The organism is Phyllobacterium ifriqiyense (genome assembly GCF_030817885.1).
GTDB classification, from domain to species: Bacteria; Pseudomonadota; Alphaproteobacteria; order Rhizobiales; family Rhizobiaceae; genus Phyllobacterium; species Phyllobacterium ifriqiyense.
On sequence record NZ_JAUSZT010000003.1, the window covers coordinates 1,470,341 to 1,488,215 of the forward strand.

The following is a 17,875-nucleotide window of genomic DNA, read 5'->3' on the forward strand; positions in this document are numbered from 1 at the left end:
TTTAAGCTACTTGGCGTAGATGCTGGCGAAGTCGGCAAAGCCTTTGACTTCGATGGGATTGCCTGACGGATCGCGGAAGAACATTGTCCATTGTTCGCCCGGCTCGCCCTTAAAGCGTACAACCGGTGGCATGACAAATTCCACATTTGCAGCCTTCAGCCGATCTGCCAGCCTGTTCCAATCTTCAAGCGCAAGTATGATGCCGAAATGCGGCATGGGCACCATGTGATCTCCCACCTTGCCGGTATTGGTTGTCTCGAATGGCTTGCCCAAATGCAGCGAAATCTGATGACCAAAGAAATCGAAATCAACCCATGTTTCCGTGCTGCGACCCTCCTCGCAGCCAAGAATCTCGCCATAGAAGCGACGAGCTTCATCGAGATCGGTTACATGATAGGCAAAATGAAACAAGGAGCGCATGGGTATTTCCTGAAAGCATGGCGGTTGCCGCAAACTATCAGTGCAGCCCAGAGCAAACAATGCAGGACGAGCACAATGCACTCTTTACGTGCATTGCATGGAACAAAAGCCGGCTCACGAGAGTTTCTAAGGGCTACACTCGTATTGATCCCGAAAACAGGAAATAAATAATGTCGATTTTGATCAGTCTTTTGATCACCGTTCTGGTGATTTTTCTCGTGCTCTATCTCATCCAGATGCTGCCACTGGATGGCCGTGCCAAGCAGATTATTCAGGTCATCGTGGTGGTGATCGGTATTATCTCGCTGCTGCGCTATCTCGCAGTATTTTAAAGATCGGAGCGGGCGGGATTAAACCCGCCCTTTTCAATTGCCGTTGCTGCCGATTTGCTCCAGCATCCAGTCGCGAAAAGCGCGGATCTTTGGGACATTTCTGCGTGCTTCAGGATAGACTAGCCAATAAAAATGATCCGCATCGGCACCAACCATATCGAATGGTTGGATAAGCTGACCTTGTTGAATTTCGGATTGATAAAAGGCGGGGGTGAGAATTCCAACGCCCATGCCAGCCAAAACAGCTTTACCCTCCAGATGCTGATCGCCAAAGCGGTTGCGAGGGTCGCCTTTCAAATCCGGATTATCAATGCCTACCGACCTGAACCATAATTTCCACCAATAATCTCCCGTGTCGACAATTGGTAATTTGAGAAGATCCCTTGGGGTTTCTATCCCTCCGACCGAGGCAGCCAATGCCGGTGTCAACATCGGAGAAAACTCCGCAGCAAAAAGCTTATGGCTCGTCAGGCCAGGCCATTTTCCATTTCCCGACCTGATGGCAACATCGACCTGATGGCGGTTAAAGTCGATCAATTCCCGACTCGCCTGCAATCGTACCGCCAATTGCGGGTGTGATAGCTGGAAAGACCCCAATCGCGGCACCAACCAGTTTGAAGCAAAAGTCGGTATTGTATTGACGGTCAAGACGCCGTCAGCATTTTCACGTGTGGCGGCGATGGCAGCGCGCATGAGCTCAAACGCTTCGCTGATCGCTGGAGACAGCCGGACGCCCACTTCAGTAAGCACAACCTGACGCGGTTTGCGTAAAAACAGCAGCGCCCCAATACGCTCTTCCAGCAGCTTGATCTGATAGCTGACAGCCGCTTGGGTCATGCCCAGCTCTTCGGCGGCCTTGGTAAAATTGCCGTGGCGTGCAGCGGCTTCAAAAACCCGGATGGCAGATAAGGGAGGGAGTTGCATCAAGTTTCTCGCATAAGCTGTCCTTATGCATACTACTTGCCGTTTTGTTGGAAAACAACTGGGGTATGGCGCATCTTCGCTTCAACAAAGGGCCAACAGCCTTTACTCGGAGTTAGAGAAATGAACATGTCAAAAGCGCATACACCACCCAAACCAGTATTCTCCGCATGGATAAATTGGATCAAGGGATTGAGAACCGGGCACGGCAAAAACGCGCCTGTCAGTCATGTCCGTATGGATGAGTTCTCAGACCATATGATGCGTGATATTGGAGCCCTGGATGGCAGGAGCTCAACGGGCTACAGGCGCAGGCACTCTGTCGACGGACGGCTCGACGATAATTTCAATGGGCCGCTATAATGGCGGTTATGAATCGAAATCAGTCTCGAGCTTGCGTTCAAGCGCTACAAGGTCATCGGGCAAGGGCATGCCCATGGCCCTGAGCTCATTCAAATGTTCGCGCAGGGTTTCATGGATTTCATGAGCATCCGCTGGCCGCTTGACCATCTCTTCAACCAAAAGTGCGATTCTGGCTTTGACGTCTTCGAATGCCATGATTATTCCCTTTCATGCGAACATACATTTCCAACCCGAACAGGTAACAGAAATGTAGCAGACTAATCGTGGCCGGAATATTGCGTATCTGAAACCTTTTCCATCCATTCCACCGCTTTGCCGTCGAGCGCTTCCTGCATGGCAATATGGGTCATGAAAGTAGTGGGGCTGGCGCCGTGCCAATGCTTTTCGCCCGGTGGGATCCAGATTGTATCCCCAGCCTTGATCTCCCTTATTGCTTCGCCCCAAACCTGAGCAAGCCCGGAGCCGGATGTCACGTGCAAAGTCTGGCCGAGTGGATGGGTGTGCCAGGCCGTACGAGCACCTGGCTCGAAACGGACAGTTACAGCGCGCAATCGCGCAGGTTCTTCCGCTTCAATGATTGGATCCTGCCAGACAGTTCCGGTAAACCAATCGGAAGGAGGGCGGCGCGAGGGGACAGAGCCGTTTGGCGTTATTCTCATGATGGCAATCCTGATTGTTTCGGAAATTCAGTGGAGGAGGGAACAGCGCCAGGTGAGAGCTGCGCTGCTGATGCCAGAATTGAATCCAGAAAACCGGGAAACCGCTTTTCCAAATCCGTGCGCCGCAAGGACAGCAAGCGCTTTGTCCCTTCAGGGCGAACGTAAATAATGCCCGCCTCACGAAGCTTGCCAATATGATAACTCAACGCGGTTTTTGATCCGAGGCTTAGAAAATAGCTGCAGGTCATATTGCGCTCGTCTTCGCCAAATCTCGCAAGCATGGAGATGATTGTCAGGCGGGTTTCATCGCCCAGTGCCGCAAGAACAGCTGGCAGAGCGATTTCTTCCGGAGCAGGATGATACAGAGCGTTCGTCATACCTATGTAATAGCAATTGGCAGGAGAGATTTCAATGTTCAATAATTATTGAACTTACCGCTTGACTTTGATTTGGAGGAGGCGAATAGTTCAATGATCGTTGAACATCTAGGTATTAGCCATGGACATTCGTCTTGTAGGACTGGCGCTGGGCACATTTGCAATCGGCATTGAAGGCTTTGTCGTGGCAAGCCTTCTGCCCGAGATCGCTGGAGACACGGGGGTAAGTCTTGTTCAGGCAGGCTATCTGGTTGTGACCTATGCTTTCGCCTATGCAATTGGAGCGCCCATCGTCGCTGCCCTCACAGGTGCGCTGGATAGGCGTATCGTGCTGGCTGGAAGCGCATTGGTCTTTGTTCTCGGTGCTATTCTTGCTTCAATATCCCCGACATATATTCTCTTGCTGATAGCACGCCTCCTGATTGCAGTGGTTGCCGGGCTTTATGCCGCGACAGCGCAGGCGACAGCCGTTGCAATATCGCAGCCGCATCATCGCGCCAGAGCGATCTCTGTGATCGTCGGGGGAACAACTCTGGCCGTGGCGTTTGGCGCGCCATTGGGGGCATTTATAAGCAGCTTTGCGGGCTGGCGCGGCACATATCTGTTCATTGCCCTGATCGGTGTTCTGGCCACGTTGATCGTTTGGCTATTGCTGCCACGCGGCCTTTACGCGGATAAAATGACCTTGGCCAAGCGCCTGAGCGTCATCCGTCATCCGGGCCTACTGCCCGCACTCTTGACCATGCTTCTCTATATGACCGGAGGCTTTGCCGTATATACCTATATCGCGGCTGTTGCACTGGAGGGGACAGGTCTTTCCCGTGAATACTTGCCGATTATCCTTCTGGCTTTTGGAGTTGGCGCGGCATTCGGCAATTTTCTTGGCGGGCAGTTGGCCGATCGCTTCGGTGCAACGAAAACGGTGATTGCTGCATCCATTCTCAATACAGTTGCCCTGATCCTGGTCAGTTGGATCATGACCTTGCCACATGAGTTTGCCGGTATTGTCTTGATCGCGCACATGGTGGTCTGGGGTGTTATCGCCTGGATGTTTCCACCGGCACAGGCAAGCCGCATATTGGCGATAGCGCCGGAAAGCGCGCCGCTCGCTTTATCGCTCAATTATTCTGCGCTCTACCTTGGGGTTGCCATAGGATCAATGATCGGAGGGCTGGTCATCACCAATCTGGGGCTGAACTATCTGGGCACTGTTGGCAGTATATTCTCAATCCTGGGTCTTGCGGTAATAAGGCTGGCCCGCACCGCGAGGCCCAAAGAGCATCTGTCGATTGCGTGATCGCGCGAGGGCCGGGCGCTGATATCAGACCTGCGCCCTTGCTTCCCTGAAGGAAACCAGTCTTTTGCGGTTTTCATCCCACAATACAAGCTTCACGCAGCGCAGGCTTTCCATGATTGTAATACGGCCAATATCGGCAAGCTCGGGATAGTCCTTCAGAACTTGCGGAAGCCGGTAGCAGGGAACCTTGCTGGAAAGGTGATGAACATGGTGAATGCCAATATTGCCCGTGATCCATTGGAGAAAACCCGGTAATATGTAATGCGAAGAACCATGCAGGGCGGCTTCATGGAACTGCCATTCCGGTGCCGATGACCAATGCGTCTCTTCGAATTGATGCTGAACGTAAAACAGCCAAATACCCGCCGCTCCCGCAAGCGTAACGATGGGCAGGTGTATCAGCAGAAATGGACCGACGCCGACAAGCCACATCAGAAATATGGCGCAGACAGCGATGCCAAGATTGGTTGCCATGGTTGAAATCCACGGCGCAGCACCAGACCGCATCATGCCGAAGGGCAAACGCTGCTTGAAGAAGAACAGCCAAACAGGCCCCACACCAAACATAACCGCCGGGTGGCGATAGAAGCGATAGCCAATCCGGCCCCAACGCGACAGCGCGCGATATTCGGCAACCGTCAGCGTAGTAATGTCACCAATGCCGCGTTCATCCAGATTTCCCGCCGAGGCGTGGTGAATAGCGTGGCTGCGTCGCCAATAATCATAAGGTGTCAATGTCAGCACGCCAATGACCCGGCCAGTCCAGTCATCCGTGTGGCGGTGAGCAAAGAATGATCCGTGGCCGCAATCATGCTGGATCATGAACAATCGCAACAGGAAGCCTGCAGCTGGAATAATGAGAACCAAACCCCACCAATAGCCATAATGGACAGCGGCCCAGCACAAAGCCCAGAAAATAGCGAAAGGAACAAGCGTCACCGCAAGTTCAAAGGCGCTCCGACCTCTATGCGGCTTCCGATATTGGCTTAGAATTTTAAGCCAAGGACGAGCATCAGAGCTTGCTGCAGGGCTATTTTTTTGTGGAGGAGTTATCATCCGCTATTATATGGCCGCCGAATAAGATCACGCAAGGTGCGCTTTGAAATAAAACGTTACCAAAAGCAGTAACACAGTGCCGCTATTGGAACCGCTGTTAGTGCTTGGCGTTTAGTATCGAATAGGGCACCTATGGCCCCGTGTGTTTACTGATGTTTTCTGGATCGAAGGTCTGCCTCTGAAATCTTGGGTCAGTATTAAGATTATCGTTTAACGTAAGGCTAGTGTAATGGACCCAGTGCAATTGATTGTCGTCATAGCGTTCGACCAAGGGGATGCTGGCGAGCTTTTCCCGGTTGGAGAACCGCAGCAATTCGAAACAAAAGATCGCGCCATCCGCACGGCCAAGGATTTGGCTTCAAAACATGCTGGTGTTATCGCTTGGGCCCGGGAAGCGAAGCCGGATGTTGGCGAGTATGGCCCGCCGGAAATTATCTATACAGCGGGAGAGGTGCTGGAGCTCGAATAGAGCAGTTTCCGCACATTGAATCATTGATCTGCGACTGGGGTGAGTTGGCTCTGGTCCCAGATATCGCGGTACTTAAGACGGATAACTCACATCGTAATTCTGGTGCTGTGGATGAGGATCAATGTCCACCGCCCGTCAGTTCGTGACCAGACCCGGCTATAAGCGAGCTTTTCGGAAAAGCTTTCCCCGTAATATGTTCCGGCGATTTTTCCGAACCATGAGACTGTCGCGGCATTTTCCATGAGTCGCACCGAGCAATCCAACATGTCAATCTGATCAAGTTTAAGGATATTGGCACGATGGAAATCGAGGTTTTCCTGCTTGTTCAGCCTGCGTCCAAAAGGATCTATCGCGATGAGATTGTCGTCGAGACATTCATCCAACGCGGCAGTATCGCTGGAAAGCATCGCCTTGCGCAGGCTGTCTTCAAGCTGCTCAATATCAGTGATGGAGAAGTTCAAGTCGGATTCCAGTGTCATAATGAGCTCTGTCGTTGACCAGTCATGTTAGCCGTCCAGCAATAATCGAATGCCGATTAAGGTCTGATGAACGGCCCTGTTGGGTGCCGATGAAGGCAAGTCAACGCATGCCGTCTTGCCGTACACATTGCAACAGTATTTTTGACGTTTTGTTCCATTCCGTCTCGTTGAGGCAGGGGCCGGACCCCCAGAAGCATTGCGAGAATGAGCCGCCATGGTTTTCCGGCAATTCTATACTTTTGATAATTGGTGATTGTTGTTAGAGATGTATATCAACTTTAAGCTGCATTGAAGGGCATCCGCATGATCGGCAATCCCATGCATCGGCAGGTATTTTTGCTAGCGAGCGCGCAAGCGCTCTTTCAAACGGTCACGGTGCTTGTCGTGACTGTCGGCGCTCTGGCCGGCGGTCAGGTCGCCTCGCGTCCGGGGCTGGCAACTATGCCGATCGCTGCGATGTTTCTGGGCACCGCGGCAGCGACATTTCCTGCATCAATGTGGATGGCACGGGTCGGCCGCCGGACGGGCTTTGTCGCCGGGGCGCTGCTTGGTGTTGTTGGCGGGCTCTGCGCGGCACTGGGCATCTGGCTGGAGTCGCTACTTCTTTTGTCATTCGGCACGTTTCTGGTCGGAGGTTATCAATCTTTTGCACAATTCTACCGCTTCGCTGCGAGCGAGGTCGCTGACGAGACCTTCCGCTCCCGGGCGATCTCGCTCGTGCTGGGTGGCGGTGTCGTCGCGGCTGTGGCGGGTCCCATGCTTGCACGCCTCGGTGGTCCGCTGCTGCAGCCCGAATATGTCGGTTCATTTCTGCTTTTGGCACTGGTCTCTCTGGTTGCCGCCGGAGCGCTGCTCTGGCTTCGCGTTCCCACCCCGCAGGCCATTCATAGTGATGCGGATAAGGGGCGGTCCTGGGGCCAGATCATTACTCAGCCAGTCTATCTCGTTGCGCTTTTCGGGGCCGTGACCGGCTACGGAATCATGATTCTTGCCATGACCGCAACGCCGCTTGCCATGGCGCATCATCATCACGACCTCCCAGCCACTGCGACAGTCATTCAACTCCATGTGCTTGGGATGTTTTTGCCGTCCTTCTTTACAGGCTCGTTGATCGCGCGCTTCGGCGTGCTGCCTATTATGCTGACGGGCCTGGTTCTCTTGGCCGGTCATGTGACCATGTCATTGACGGGAACTGGTTTCGGTTCGTTTGCAGGCGCGCTTGTCCTGCTCGGAATCGGTTGGAACTTCCTCTATATTGGCGGCACAACATTGCTGACCAGCACCTATACGCCAGCCGAAAAAGGGCGTGCGCAAGCGACCAATGACATGACGATCTTTGCCTGTGGGCTTATGTCTTCGGTGAGCGCAGCAGCGCTGCTGGAATTCCTTGGATGGCAAATGCTCAACCTGTTACTGCTGCCCTGGATGGGTGCTGCCGCGCTCGCCCTGATCTGGCTTGGCTGGAAAAAGCGCAAAGTTTTGCCATCGACCACTATTGTCAGGTGACTGTCTCAAACGGTCCCGAGCAGGCTATGCCCCCCCCAGCGGGCGAAGTCCGCAGTTCCAGCAGTTCTCTACTGAAATGGCGCACCCGACAGGATTCGAACCTGTGACCTCTGCCTTCGGAGGGCAGCGCTCTATCCAGCTGAGCTACGGGTGCATGGGGCTGCGACAGCTCGCATGCGCGAAGCGGTTCTAGCCGATGCGCGTCAAGGCTTCAATGGCGAATTTTGAATATGAACGGTATTAGGGTTCTAGCGCTCTCATTGGCGCTGCGCTGAATTGGAGGAGAAATTATGATCACACTTGGTCCAGCACTGGCGTTCGTAAAGACTTGGACGGCGCAGAACGTCCACCTTGATAAGCTTGGTGATGCGGAAAAGCGAGGAGAGGAGCTTGCGCGCGCGTTGCTCGCCGATGCAAAGGCTGCTGGCTATAACGAGGCGGAGATCGAAGAGGCAGTAGGGGACGATGTTGTTGATTACATGATCGAGGCTCTTGGCAAGGCGGGCGATCCGAAAGTCGGCGGGTCGTAGACGCCCCGCAGGACGTCTTGGCTTTCAACGCCGCCGTCTTATCCCGTTTGAGACAAAATATCAGCAAGGCGTGCTGCCTGCGGCGTGAGGTCACTGAAGCGACGGGCACAGAGGCACAGGCGGCGTGTGGCCCAATCATTGCTGAGAGGAACTATCCTCAATTTACGTGTGCGAGAGGCCTTGCGTGTCGCCCCTTCCGGGACAATGGCAATTCCAACATTATTCGAAACAAGTTGGACGACGGTTTCCAGCGTTGTGACGCGGACGCGAAAGTTGAGGTGCCGTCCCAGCTGTGCTGCCCGCCGGATGATGTGCTCCTGCAAGGCATTGCCGATGTTGAGGCCGATGAAGGGTTCGTTTACCGCATCCTCGAAGCGGATTGAGCGGGCACCGGGAGCAAATGGGGAATTATGCGCTGCGATGATTGCGAGGCGGTCGGTGCAAAAGGGCCGTTGTTCGAGATTCGAAAGATCGGCCCAACTGGCAGCAATGCCAAGATCCGCATAGCCATTGACAAGCTTTTCAGCAATCAGGTGGCTGGGATGTTCCTCAAGGTCCACATCAATATGAGGATTTGCCACGAGAAAAGTCGATAGAAGTTTAGGAAGAGACTGTGTAGCCGCTGCCGTATTGGCCAGTAGACGAATGCGCGCCCTGACGCCACCGGCATGTTCACTCAGATCGCCAGCCATCGCCTCAATCTGGTTCTGGATTGTCCGTGCGTGGTGAAGGAGAGTATGGCCTGCCGAGGAAAGTGTGACGCCGCGCCGTTTCCGCTCGACGAGTAGCACACCCAGCATTTCCTCCATGCCCTTTATGCGGGCACTTGCCGATGCAAGCGCGAGGCCCGAGCGATCTGCACCCGCAGTGATGCTGCCGCTTTCAGCGATATGCAAAAACAACCTCAGGTCAACCAGATCAAATCGCAAACCAACACCTCGTGACTTCGGCCATAACGAAGGCTGGCCCGGGCAATTCCAGATTGTGGACTTGATAGGGAAAGGTCAAGAGTCGGCGTGGAATAGCTCAAAAGAACAGGAAGTGCTGCTATGATGGAAGTCGCCGGAAATCTGGTCAATCTCGCAACCGGCCATCTTATCTCCTTTCCGGTGATCTGGATTACCGTTGCATCGGTGTTTTTGTTGGCCGGCCTTGTAAAGGGTGTCGTGGGAATGGGCTTGCCCACCGTCGCAATGGGCCTTCTGGCAATTACCATGCCTCCCGCACAGGGCGCGGCAATCCTGATTATTCCATCCTTCGTCACCAATATATGGCAGTTGCTGGCAGGCCCATCGTTCAAGCGGCTTTTCAAGCGTCTCTGGACCATGATGGCGGGTGTTGCTGTTGGAACCGTTGCTGGAAGCGGTTGGCTGACAGGCGGTCACACCGGCGTTGCGCTCTCCGGCCTTGGTGCAGCTTTGACGATCTATGCAATGCTGGGATTGCTACAAGTCAGGTTTCAGGTGAGCGTGCGTTATGAAAATCTGCTCTCGCCGCTGGTCGGGCTGATAACGGGGCTCGTGACCGGCGCAACCGGCGTATTCGTTATTCCGGCGGTTCCTTATTTGCAGGCGTTGATGCTGGAAAAAGAAGAGCTGATTCAGGCATTGGGGCTGTCATTCACAGTATCCACGATTGCACTGGCTCTTGGGCTCGCGCTGCATGCTGATGATCAAATGGCACCTGTGCCGTTGCTTGGTGTCTCGCTGCTTGCGCTGATTCCCGCTTTACTGGGCATGTTCATTGGACAAATGCTTAGAGCGCGAATGAGCGCCGAGGCATTCAGGCGTGTCTTTTTCAGCGGGCTGCTATTGCTCGGCATATATCTGGCGATCACGTCCCTGAGTTAATGCACGCTATGATGGAAAAAACCGGTTTCAAGCATTGAACCGAAGCGAAGAACACCGCACTCTCGCCTGGCAACAAAGGAGGAGATGTGAATGTTTCGAAATTATATGATTGTGCCGTCATTCAGAGCCACGATGTTTAGTACGGTAGCGCTTCTTATAGGGGCGACTTCGCCCATGATGGCGGATGAAAGCACATATCCGCATGGCAATGAGCCTATTGGGACTGTCGAACAGGTTTATGATGGCGCACTCTTGCCGGATCTGGCTGTCAGTACCTACCGGAACATTGACCGGCTCTTTCCAACACGTACGATCAAAGCCGGAACGAAGCCTCTCGATCTTCCAAAAGCTGACAAGCAGCTCACGAATGTCAAATTCAAGTATGAGGAAAAGGATTACGATCTCTACGATTTCGTGGCGCTGGACAATATTACAGCCATGCTCGTCATCAAGGACGGCAAGATTGCCTTTGAAACATATCAACGCGGCAATACGGAAAAGACACGTTGGATGTCGATGTCGGTGGCAAAGTCCATCAGTTCTACCCTTGCGGGCATTGCGATAAAGGATGGGCTGATAAAGGGCCTCGATGCGCAAGTCGTGGACTATGTGCCTGAGCTGAAAGGCAGCGCCTATGATGGCGTTTCGGTTCGGGATGTTTTGATGATGTCGTCTGGCGTCAAATGGAATGAAACCTATACCGACCCAAACTCTGACCGGCGCGCCCTGTTAAAAGCGCAGATATCGCAAAAGCCACGCTCTGCCGTAGAGCTTATGGCGAAACTGCCGCGAGCTGCTGAGCCTGGCACATTGAATACCTACAGCACGGGCGAAACACAGATTCTTGGTGAGATAGTACGGGGTGCGGTGAAAAAGCCGCTTGCGGATTATCTGTCGGAGAAAATCTGGGCGCCTTTCGGAATGGAAACCGATGCGACCTGGTGGCTGGATTCGCCCGACGGGGTTGAGATTGGCGGCAGTGGGATTAGCGCGACCTTGCGCGACTACGGGCGTTTCGGCCTCTTCTTCATGAACAATGGCGTTATTGATGGAAAGTCCATATTGCCGGAGGGCTGGGTAAAGGAAGCGACTACGCCAAAGACGCTTAAAGGCGGCAAAAAGCTCGATTACGGCTATATGTGGTGGACCGCATGGACAGAACCTTCCATCAAGGATGGCGCATTTTCCGCCATCGGGATTCAAGGTCAAAACATCTATATTGACCCGGCTGAAAAGGTCGTCATTGTCACTTTTGGCGCGCAACCCAAACCGGTGGGCAAGGAGCCGATCGATCCAAATGTATTCTTTGATGCAGTCGTTGCAGAATTGAAAAAACCATAAATTGAGCTGCACAAGCAGATGTGTACGGTGGAACTCTGGCGCTTTGCAGTCGTTTGCGATGTATCTGGAGATTCACCGAACGCAGGAGAATGAAAAATGAAAATGAACCGCCGTCATATGCTCGCGCTATCCGGCGCGGCAGCCGCCACGACGCTTTTCTCTCCCTCGGTTCGTGCCCAGGCTTCAATGCCTTTCAAGCAGTCTGAACTGCCCTATGAAGAAGGGGCATTGAGCCCGGTCATTTCAGCTCGCACTGTCGGCTTACATTTTGGAAAGCACCATGCGGGCTACTTCAAAAAGCTCAATACGCTGACCGAGAAAACGCCTTACGCGGAACTGCCTCTGGAGGAGGTTGTCGTGCGCGCTAAAAAGGAAAATGAAACGGCGATTTTCAATAATGCTGCGCAGGCGTGGAATCACAATCTGTATTGGGAACAGTTCAAAGGTGGACCTGCCGCCGCTGAGGGTGCTTTGCTTGATGCGGCGAAAAGTTCATTCGGCGGCATTGACGAATTGCAAAAGCAGATCGTCGCGGAATCGGACAAGGTGTTTTGGCACCGGCTGGGTGTGGTTGGTAAAGGATGGCGATAAACTTGCCGTCGTTGGAATGCAGGATGCAGGCAATCCGCTGGCAGATGGCAAGAAGACGCTACTCGGTATCGATGTGTGGGAACATGCCTACTATCTCGACTATGAGAACAGGCGAACCGAGCATGTCGCCGCAGTGCTGGCAAAGCTGGTCAACTGGCAATTTGTTGGAGAGAAATTCCAGTCCGCCTAGGCGGGTTTATGGAAGTATCGCTCCCGCCGTTTGAACAGCGGGAGCAACAATATCGCAGTGAAGTTCAATCAATCAATCAATGTCGAATGACACGCCTTGAGCGAGTGGCAAAGCCTTGGAATAGTTCACAGTGTTGGTTGCGCGGCGCATATAGGCTTTCCACGCATCCGAGCCGGATTCGCGCCCGCCGCCAGTCTCTTTTTCGCCGCCGAATGCGCCGCCGATTTCAGCGCCGGATGTTCCGATATTGACATTTGCAATGCCGCAATCCGAACCGTCCGGGCTGAGGAAGCGTTCGGCTTCCTGCAAATTAAGCGTGAAAATCGACGATGACAGACCAGCACCGACGGCATTGTGCTCGACAATCGCCTGATCGAAATCGCTATACTTCATCACATAAAGGATTGGAGCGAAGGTCTCTTCAACGACAGGTCCTGTCTGTTTTGGCATTTCAATCAGGGCAGGGCGCACATAATAGGCGTTGGCATGATCTGTGTCGACGCGTGCGCCGCCAGTAACCTTGCCGCCATGCGCAACAGCTTCGCTGATTGATTTTTGCATATGGTCAAATGCCGCCTTGTCGATCAATGGACCGACCAAAGAAGGCGTATCAAGCGGGCTGCCGACGGAAACGCTTTCATAGGCCTTTTTGAGGCGCGGGACGAGCGTGTCATAAACACTCTCATGGACGAACAGACGACGAAGCGTGGTGCAGCGCTGACCGGCTGTTCCCATGGCTCCAAAAGCAATGGCACGCAGCGCCATATCGAGATCAGCTGATGGGCAAACGATACCGGCATTATTGCCGCCCAGCTCAAGGATTGAGCGGGCAAAACGCTTGGCCAGGCGCGGCCCGACTTCGCGGCCCATCCGTGTGGAGCCCGTGGCTGAAACCAGTGCCACTTTCGGATGGTCGACAAGGGCTTCACCGATCGTGCGGTCGCCCATGAGCGTTTGCGCAAGTCCGGCGGGAACGTCACCGAAACGCTTGGCGGCACGATCAAAAATTGCCTGACAGGCGAGACCGGTCAGCGGGGTTTTTTCTGACGGCTTCCAGACAACGGAATCGCCGCACACGAGGGCAAGTGTCGTATTCCACGCCCAGACAGCGACAGGAAAGTTGAAGGCAGAGATAACGCCAACGACGCCGAGCGGATGCCAGGTTTCCATCATGCGATGGCCGGGACGTTCCGTGGCAATGGTGAGACCATAGAGCTGACGCGAAAGACCAACCGCGAAATCGCAGATATCGATCATTTCCTGAACTTCGCCCAGACCCTCTGACGGGATTTTGCCAGCTTCGATGGAAACAAGCCGGCCAAGGTCATTCTTGTGCGCGCGCAGTTCTTCACCAAAAAGGCGTACCAGTTCACCACGTTTCGGCGCTGGAACAAGACGCCATTCGCGGAAGGCGGCGTCAGCAGCTTCGATTGCTTGTGCAGTATCTGCGGCGGAGTGAACTGCAACATCGGCAACTTTTTCACCAGTAACCGGGCTGAATGAAGCCATCGTGCCGCCCGTATAAGCCGCGTCTGCGACGCCGAGCTTGGAAAGGAGTGTCTTTACTTCCTGAGCAATAGTCATCTTGCTTACCTTTTATTATCTGTCGAATGAGCTGACCGGCTTTTATCAGCCGGCGCGGATTATTGAAACGGCCTAGCTGGCAAGCGCGACCGGGCGCAATTGCTGTAAGCAGGCTTCGATGGAAGCGTTCTCAAGATTGGCATAGTGCTCGAATTCATCAAGGACCGGAGCACCGAGATGGAGCTCAAACTCTTGCTGGCTCGGGCTGGCCGCAAAGTTTTGAGCCGTCGTATCGCCAAGGTTTGACTGGAAGATGCCTGCTGCGCTGACGGGCAGGAAATCCTCATAGACAATGGGATCGAACTGCACCGCACCCTTGCGGATAAGCTCTTCAAGATCGCTGCCACGGACAGTCGAGGTGGCAACCGGGGAATAACGGAAATAGCCGAGTTTCTCCGTGCGAATGGTTGCCCAATCATCGGGGAAGCCGGCGAACGCATCCTGCAGGGCGTCAATATAGGCCTGCGCGTTGGAGCCATCCGCGGCCGGCCGAATGACCTCGCGTGACTTCGTCAGCAGCCGGTCATATAGCGCGCGGCCCTTGGGCGTGAGTGCAATCCCGCGCTGTTCGATTTCACCGAAACGTGCAGTGTGGGAGCCTTTCTCCCAATTGCCTTCAGCATTGATGAAGGAAACGCTCTCCTCCAATGCCTTGAATGATGTCTGGCGCAAAAGGATGGGGCAATTTGCGCGTGGGCGGACCCTCAATGACCGCTTTCGGCGAAATGCCATTGGCGGGCATCAATGCCTGAACAGCATCAATATCGAGAGTGCGGGGTGTCAGATGGTTGATGTGCGGTCCCTTGAAGGACACAACATCGGCAATCAGGCGGTGGGCATCGTGCAGACGCCGATAGAGGTCGTTGCTGACGCTTGCATGATCATGCCAGCGGAAAGTTTCGAGTATCTCCTGGACGAAGGATGCAGCATCAGTTGCGTCAAGCCCGCCATTCATTTCAGCCTTCTCGAGAAGCAAAATAGCCTTTGCCGTAAATATCTGACGGGCATCAAGGGTCTTGCGCGCCTCTTCGCGCAGCGCCGCATCTTCGATAAGATCAAGGCGCAACAAGGAAGTGAAGACCCGGAAAGGATTGATCTTCAAGGCCGCATCGCCAACGGGACGGAATGCGGTGGAATGTACCGGTACACCGGCCTCACTCAGGTCGTAATAACCGACAGGATACATTCCCATGACCGCAAAAACGCGGCGAAGCATGGAAAGCTCGGCTGGGGTTCCAACGCGAATGGCGCCGTGACGCTCTTCCGATATACGTTCAAGCGTATCGGTTTGCTCAAGGCGCTGTGCCATTTCGGGCGAGGCCGCGAGTGTTTTTGCATTCACTTCGGCAACCAGTGACAGCAATGTTCCATAAGCAGGCACCTCAGTGCGATACATGGAAGACATGGCCGAAGAGAAAGACGCCCGGATCGCATCCGGCGAAAGAAACGTCGATGAATTCATAATGATCGATTCCGCATTGAATTTGGACAGCAAATCTTTTCCTGTCATGCTCAACATGGATTATACAGATTATCAGCCCCCACGTATTACGACGATTCAAACTTGGTTGATGCGAGAAGAGAATGAAGTTAACGAGACGCCTGATCCCCGACATCGATATTCTTCAAACATTCGAATGTGCGGCCCGCCATGGCAGTTTCACCCAGGCGGCAAAGGAGTTGAGTCTCACACAAAGCGCCGTGTCGCGGCAATTGAGCGAACTTGAAAACCAGATCGGCGTGCTCTTGTTCGAGCGCATACGTCAGCGGGTTGTACTGTCTGATGCGGGACAGAAGTTTTTGCCAGAGGTCAGGCGTCTGCTTGGTTTGACGGAAGAAACAATGTTGCGCGCCATGGCTGCATCGCAATCCGCATCATCATTGAGCATTGCGACATTGCCGACATTTGGCAGCCGGTGGCTCATGCCAAGACTGCCAAATTTTTTGAATGATCATCCGGAAATGGCGTTAAGCGTCGCATCCCGCTCCCAGCCGTTTGATTTTGATGAAGAACCTTTCGATTTGGCAATCCATTATGGTCAGCCGGTCTGGGCGCATGCCACATGCACCTATCTGTGCAGCGAAATGATTGTCCCTGTTGGCAGCCCGGAATTATGCAGCGCCAATCCTGTTGATACGCCTGCCGGATTGGCAAATTCGGCACCATTGCTGCATTTATCCACGAGACCGAAAGCTTGGGCGTCGTGGTTCGAGACACAGCAAGCCGAAGTCATCAGTCCCTATAAGGGACATCGGTTCGAGCATTTTTCCATGGTCATTGAAGCCGCTCTGGCGGGACTGGGATTTGCGCTGCTTCCGCGCTATCTCATCGAAAAGGAGCTGGAGACGGGCCGCCTGCAGGTGCTCTTTGACCAACCACTGCAAACCGAGAATAATTACTATCTTGTCGTGCCGGAGCACAAAAAAGAGAATCCTCTTGTGCAAAGCTTTATCAGCTGGATTGCGGCGCAGGTTACTGACCAGCAACCAGATATGTCAGTCATTCGCTGAAAGCATCATGTCTTCCAAGAATTTCATTTTCGCAAAATGAAACCCGATCTATAACGGCAATCTATAATACTGGCCAAACGGTGATGCTATGCTGAACGATGAACACTCGCACGGCCTATGGGAAAAAACGGCGCCTCCCGCACCGAAAACAGAACCGTTGCGTGGCGATATTTCCGTCGATGTTGCGGTAATCGGCGCAGGCTTTACCGGCCTTTCGGCGGCATTGCATCTTGCTGAAGCCGGAACGAAGGTTGCAGTTGTCGACGCGGTGGACATCGGCTTTGGTGGTTCTGGCCGCAATGTTGGCCTCGTCAATGCGGGCATGTGGGTAATGCCAAATGATTTGCCTGCCGTGCTTGGGCAATTGCATGGCGAGCGCCTGCTTGAACTTCTGGGCAACGCGCCGCAATCCGTTTTCAATCTCGTGGACAAACATCAGATCGAGTGCGAACTGGAGCGCAAGGGCACCTTGCACTGCGCCGTGGGAAAAAGCGGGCTGAAGCAGCTCGAACAGCGTGCAGAACAATGGCAGGCGCGTGGCGCAGCTGTTCATCTTCTGGATGCGGCGGAAACGGCAGCCAAAGTAGGATCGAGCGCATATACTGGCTCACTGTTGGATAATCGGGCAGGTACGATACAGCCGCTTGGTTATGTGCGTGGCTTGGCCAGAGCAGCACAGGCAATTGGCGTTGCGATATATACCAGGACAGCCGTGAGCGCGACTGAGCGATCCGGCTCGCGTTGGCTTGTGCGGACGCCTTCCGGTACCATTTCGGCTGACTGGGTAATTGTCGCCACCAACGCCTATACCACATCGCCATGGCCCGCTCTCAGAGCTGAACTTTTGCACTTGCCCTATTTCAATTTCGCCACGACGCCTTTGCCGGAAAATGTGCGCGACACGATTTTGCCTGAACGTCAGGGTGGCTGGGATACGAAGGAAATTCTCAGCTCATTCCGGATGGACCGTGCCGGACGCCTTGTTTTCGGAAGCGTCGGTGCGTTGCGCGGAACAGGAATGGCTGTTCACAAAGCCTGGGCTGCAAGATCGATCCGCAAACTCTTCCCCCAAATCAAGGACGTGACCTTCGAAGCTGGCTGGTACGGCAAGATCGGCATGACAAGTGATAATCTTCCAAGGTTCCACACGCTCGCGCCCAATATTATAAGCTTCAGTGGCTATAACGGCCGCGGCATTGCTCCAGGAACTGTTTTTGGGCGCTTGCTTGCCGAACATATTACCGGCCGCGTCAGTGGAGCCGATCTGCCGCTTCCGGTGTCCCAGCCGAAAGAGGAGGGGATGCGCGGTCTTCGGGAAGGTTATTACGAGGTAGGCGCGCAATTGGCCCATCTGGTTGGTAACAGGCTCTAAAACACCTGCTTGCCATTCGGCGCATAC

The 17,875-nt window shown here is 53.9% G+C and carries 21 protein-coding genes, 1 tRNA gene and 1 pseudogene; 12 read left to right on the forward strand and 11 right to left on the reverse strand.

Annotated elements, in window-relative coordinates; translation table 11 throughout:
• Window positions 1–6: 6 nt before the first annotated feature.
• Entirely contained in the window at window positions 7–420 is a 414-nt protein-coding gene (locus tag QFZ34_RS14670; RefSeq protein WP_115051474.1) for a VOC family protein, read from the reverse strand.
• Window positions 421–590: 170 nt separating this feature from the next.
• On the opposite strand from QFZ34_RS14670, the gene QFZ34_RS14675 reads away from it, so the two are divergent.
• Window positions 591–752 (forward strand): Thivi_2564 family membrane protein, encoded by a 162-nt coding sequence (locus QFZ34_RS14675; protein WP_115051473.1) that lies wholly within the window; start codon window positions 591–593, stop codon window positions 750–752.
• A 33-nt stretch (window positions 753–785) separates the two neighbouring features.
• On the opposite strand, the gene gcvA is transcribed toward QFZ34_RS14675, so the two are convergent.
• Window positions 786–1,676 (reverse strand): transcriptional regulator GcvA, encoded by an 891-nt coding sequence (gene gcvA, locus QFZ34_RS14680; RefSeq protein ID WP_115051472.1) that lies wholly within the window; start codon window positions 1,674–1,676, stop codon window positions 786–788.
• Window positions 1,677–1,796: 120 nt separating this feature from the next.
• Here gcvA and QFZ34_RS14685 point away from each other — a divergent pair, with 120 nt between their 5' ends.
• Window positions 1,797–2,036, forward strand: coding sequence for a hypothetical protein (locus QFZ34_RS14685; RefSeq protein ID WP_307282276.1), 240 nt, complete (start codon window positions 1,797–1,799; stop codon window positions 2,034–2,036).
• Between the two features lie 6 nt (window positions 2,037–2,042).
• Here QFZ34_RS14685 and QFZ34_RS14690 read toward each other — a convergent pair whose 3' ends face one another.
• The 3 genes from QFZ34_RS14690 to QFZ34_RS14700 all read right to left on the reverse strand — a co-directional run bounded on the left by QFZ34_RS14690 (window position 2,043) and on the right by QFZ34_RS14700 (window position 3,072).
• Window positions 2,043–2,231, reverse strand: coding sequence for a hypothetical protein (locus QFZ34_RS14690; protein ID WP_115051470.1), 189 nt, complete (start codon window positions 2,229–2,231; stop codon window positions 2,043–2,045).
• Between the two features lie 62 nt (window positions 2,232–2,293).
• The gene (locus QFZ34_RS14695) at window positions 2,294–2,695 is read right to left on the reverse strand and encodes a (R)-mandelonitrile lyase (RefSeq protein ID WP_115051469.1); all 402 of its coding nucleotides are present in this window, start codon (window positions 2,693–2,695) and stop codon (window positions 2,294–2,296) included.
• Complete coding sequence (locus QFZ34_RS14700; protein ID WP_115051468.1) at window positions 2,692–3,072, reverse strand: ArsR/SmtB family transcription factor; 381 nt, start codon at window positions 3,070–3,072, stop codon at window positions 2,692–2,694. The genes QFZ34_RS14695 and QFZ34_RS14700 overlap by 4 nt, the downstream gene beginning before the upstream one ends.
• 121 nt (window positions 3,073–3,193) lie before the next feature.
• On the opposite strand from QFZ34_RS14700, the gene QFZ34_RS14705 reads away from it, so the two are divergent.
• Window positions 3,194–4,369: an MFS transporter gene (locus tag QFZ34_RS14705; RefSeq protein WP_307282280.1), complete on the forward strand. Its 1,176-nt coding sequence runs from the start codon at window positions 3,194–3,196 to the stop codon at window positions 4,367–4,369.
• 24 nt (window positions 4,370–4,393) lie between these two features.
• On the opposite strand, the gene QFZ34_RS14710 is transcribed toward QFZ34_RS14705, so the two are convergent.
• Window positions 4,394–5,425 carry a fatty acid desaturase gene (locus QFZ34_RS14710; protein ID WP_307282282.1) on the reverse strand — a complete coding sequence of 344 codons (1,032 nt, stop codon included), beginning with the start codon at window positions 5,423–5,425 and terminating at the stop codon, window positions 4,394–4,396.
• Window positions 5,426–5,654: 229 nt separating this feature from the next.
• On the opposite strand from QFZ34_RS14710, the gene QFZ34_RS14715 reads away from it, so the two are divergent.
• Entirely contained in the window at window positions 5,655–5,894 is a 240-nt protein-coding gene (locus QFZ34_RS14715) for a hypothetical protein (RefSeq protein ID WP_115051465.1), read from the forward strand.
• An 86-nt stretch (window positions 5,895–5,980) separates the two neighbouring features.
• On the opposite strand, the gene QFZ34_RS14720 is transcribed toward QFZ34_RS14715, so the two are convergent.
• Window positions 5,981–6,373 carry a nuclear transport factor 2 family protein gene (locus QFZ34_RS14720; protein WP_115051464.1) on the reverse strand — a complete coding sequence of 131 codons (393 nt, stop codon included), beginning with the start codon at window positions 6,371–6,373 and terminating at the stop codon, window positions 5,981–5,983.
• A 303-nt stretch (window positions 6,374–6,676) separates the two neighbouring features.
• Here QFZ34_RS14720 and QFZ34_RS14725 point away from each other — a divergent pair, with 303 nt between their 5' ends.
• Window positions 6,677–7,879 (forward strand): MFS transporter, encoded by a 1,203-nt coding sequence (locus QFZ34_RS14725; RefSeq protein ID WP_307282288.1) that lies wholly within the window; start codon window positions 6,677–6,679, stop codon window positions 7,877–7,879.
• Window positions 7,880–7,956: 77 nt separating this feature from the next.
• Here the strand turns inward: QFZ34_RS14725 and QFZ34_RS14730 are convergent.
• Window positions 7,957–8,033, reverse strand: a tRNA-Arg gene (locus QFZ34_RS14730).
• Between the two features lie 136 nt (window positions 8,034–8,169).
• Here QFZ34_RS14730 and QFZ34_RS14735 point away from each other — a divergent pair.
• Window positions 8,170–8,409: a hypothetical protein gene (locus QFZ34_RS14735; protein WP_307282290.1), complete on the forward strand. Its 240-nt coding sequence runs from the start codon at window positions 8,170–8,172 to the stop codon at window positions 8,407–8,409.
• A 38-nt stretch (window positions 8,410–8,447) separates the two neighbouring features.
• Here QFZ34_RS14735 and QFZ34_RS14740 read toward each other — a convergent pair whose 3' ends face one another.
• The gene (locus QFZ34_RS14740) at window positions 8,448–9,338 is read right to left on the reverse strand and encodes a LysR family transcriptional regulator (protein WP_307282292.1); all 891 of its coding nucleotides are present in this window, start codon (window positions 9,336–9,338) and stop codon (window positions 8,448–8,450) included.
• Between the two features lie 120 nt (window positions 9,339–9,458).
• On the opposite strand from QFZ34_RS14740, the gene QFZ34_RS14745 reads away from it, so the two are divergent.
• The 4 genes from QFZ34_RS14745 to QFZ34_RS14760 all read left to right on the forward strand — a co-directional run bounded on the left by QFZ34_RS14745 (window position 9,459) and on the right by QFZ34_RS14760 (window position 12,381).
• Window positions 9,459–10,259, forward strand: coding sequence for a sulfite exporter TauE/SafE family protein (locus QFZ34_RS14745; RefSeq protein ID WP_307282295.1), 801 nt, complete (start codon window positions 9,459–9,461; stop codon window positions 10,257–10,259).
• Window positions 10,260–10,349: 90 nt separating this feature from the next.
• The gene (locus QFZ34_RS14750; RefSeq protein ID WP_307282297.1) at window positions 10,350–11,600 is read left to right on the forward strand and encodes a serine hydrolase domain-containing protein; all 1,251 of its coding nucleotides are present in this window, start codon (window positions 10,350–10,352) and stop codon (window positions 11,598–11,600) included.
• 96 nt (window positions 11,601–11,696) lie between these two features.
• Window positions 11,697–12,191, forward strand: coding sequence for a superoxide dismutase (locus QFZ34_RS14755; protein WP_307282299.1), 495 nt, complete (start codon window positions 11,697–11,699; stop codon window positions 12,189–12,191).
• A complete protein-coding gene (locus tag QFZ34_RS14760; RefSeq protein ID WP_307282300.1) occupies window positions 12,166–12,381 on the forward strand; it encodes a Fe-Mn family superoxide dismutase in 216 nt (71 codons plus the stop codon). Before QFZ34_RS14755 ends, QFZ34_RS14760 begins: the two co-directional genes overlap by 26 nt.
• 72 nt (window positions 12,382–12,453) lie before the next feature.
• On the opposite strand, the gene amaB is transcribed toward QFZ34_RS14760, so the two are convergent.
• Both amaB and hglS read right to left on the reverse strand, forming a co-directional pair.
• Complete coding sequence (amaB, locus tag QFZ34_RS14765; protein ID WP_307282302.1) at window positions 12,454–13,965, reverse strand: L-piperidine-6-carboxylate dehydrogenase; 1,512 nt, start codon at window positions 13,963–13,965, stop codon at window positions 12,454–12,456.
• Window positions 13,966–14,037: 72 nt separating this feature from the next.
• Window positions 14,038–15,427, reverse strand: a pseudogene (gene hglS, locus QFZ34_RS14770) (2-oxoadipate dioxygenase/decarboxylase HglS).
• Between the two features lie 122 nt (window positions 15,428–15,549).
• On the opposite strand from hglS, the gene QFZ34_RS14775 reads away from it, so the two are divergent.
• Together QFZ34_RS14775 and QFZ34_RS14780 are read left to right on the forward strand one after the other, a co-directional pair.
• Complete coding sequence (locus QFZ34_RS14775; RefSeq protein ID WP_307282304.1) at window positions 15,550–16,476, forward strand: LysR family transcriptional regulator; 927 nt, start codon at window positions 15,550–15,552, stop codon at window positions 16,474–16,476.
• Window positions 16,477–16,564: 88 nt separating this feature from the next.
• Entirely contained in the window at window positions 16,565–17,848 is a 1,284-nt protein-coding gene (locus QFZ34_RS14780) for an NAD(P)/FAD-dependent oxidoreductase (protein WP_307282306.1), read from the forward strand.
• Window positions 17,849–17,875: the final 27 nt, after the last annotated feature.

Excerpts from the sequence above, each read along its gene's own strand:
- QFZ34_RS14775 (WP_307282304.1), top strand. The coding sequence starts at position 15,550 with ATGAAGTTAACGAGACGCCTGATCCCCGACATCGATATTCTTCAAACA.
- gcvA (WP_115051472.1), bottom strand. The coding sequence starts at position 1,676 with ATGCAACTCCCTCCCTTATCTGCCATCCGGGTTTTTGAAGCCGCTGCA.
- QFZ34_RS14720 (WP_115051464.1), bottom strand. The coding sequence starts at position 6,373 with ATGACACTGGAATCCGACTTGAACTTCTCCATCACTGATATTGAGCAG.
- QFZ34_RS14780 (WP_307282306.1), top strand. The coding sequence starts at position 16,565 with ATGCTGAACGATGAACACTCGCACGGCCTATGGGAAAAAACGGCGCCT.
- QFZ34_RS14735 (WP_307282290.1), top strand. The coding sequence starts at position 8,170 with ATGATCACACTTGGTCCAGCACTGGCGTTCGTAAAGACTTGGACGGCG.
- QFZ34_RS14670 (WP_115051474.1), bottom strand. The coding sequence starts at position 420 with ATGCGCTCCTTGTTTCATTTTGCCTATCATGTAACCGATCTCGATGAA.
- QFZ34_RS14675 (WP_115051473.1), top strand. The coding sequence starts at position 591 with ATGTCGATTTTGATCAGTCTTTTGATCACCGTTCTGGTGATTTTTCTC.
- QFZ34_RS14710 (WP_307282282.1), bottom strand. The coding sequence starts at position 5,425 with ATGATAACTCCTCCACAAAAAAATAGCCCTGCAGCAAGCTCTGATGCT.
- QFZ34_RS14725 (WP_307282288.1), top strand. The coding sequence starts at position 6,677 with ATGATCGGCAATCCCATGCATCGGCAGGTATTTTTGCTAGCGAGCGCG.
- QFZ34_RS14700 (WP_115051468.1), bottom strand. The coding sequence starts at position 3,072 with ATGACGAACGCTCTGTATCATCCTGCTCCGGAAGAAATCGCTCTGCCA.
- QFZ34_RS14745 (WP_307282295.1), top strand. The coding sequence starts at position 9,459 with ATGATGGAAGTCGCCGGAAATCTGGTCAATCTCGCAACCGGCCATCTT.
- QFZ34_RS14685 (WP_307282276.1), top strand. The coding sequence starts at position 1,797 with ATGAACATGTCAAAAGCGCATACACCACCCAAACCAGTATTCTCCGCA.
- QFZ34_RS14695 (WP_115051469.1), bottom strand. The coding sequence starts at position 2,695 with ATGAGAATAACGCCAAACGGCTCTGTCCCCTCGCGCCGCCCTCCTTCC.
- QFZ34_RS14690 (WP_115051470.1), bottom strand. The coding sequence starts at position 2,231 with ATGGCATTCGAAGACGTCAAAGCCAGAATCGCACTTTTGGTTGAAGAG.
- QFZ34_RS14750 (WP_307282297.1), top strand. The coding sequence starts at position 10,350 with ATGTTTCGAAATTATATGATTGTGCCGTCATTCAGAGCCACGATGTTT.
- QFZ34_RS14755 (WP_307282299.1), top strand. The coding sequence starts at position 11,697 with ATGAAAATGAACCGCCGTCATATGCTCGCGCTATCCGGCGCGGCAGCC.
- amaB (WP_307282302.1), bottom strand. The coding sequence starts at position 13,965 with ATGACTATTGCTCAGGAAGTAAAGACACTCCTTTCCAAGCTCGGCGTC.
- QFZ34_RS14705 (WP_307282280.1), top strand. The coding sequence starts at position 3,194 with ATGGACATTCGTCTTGTAGGACTGGCGCTGGGCACATTTGCAATCGGC.
- QFZ34_RS14715 (WP_115051465.1), top strand. The coding sequence starts at position 5,655 with ATGGACCCAGTGCAATTGATTGTCGTCATAGCGTTCGACCAAGGGGAT.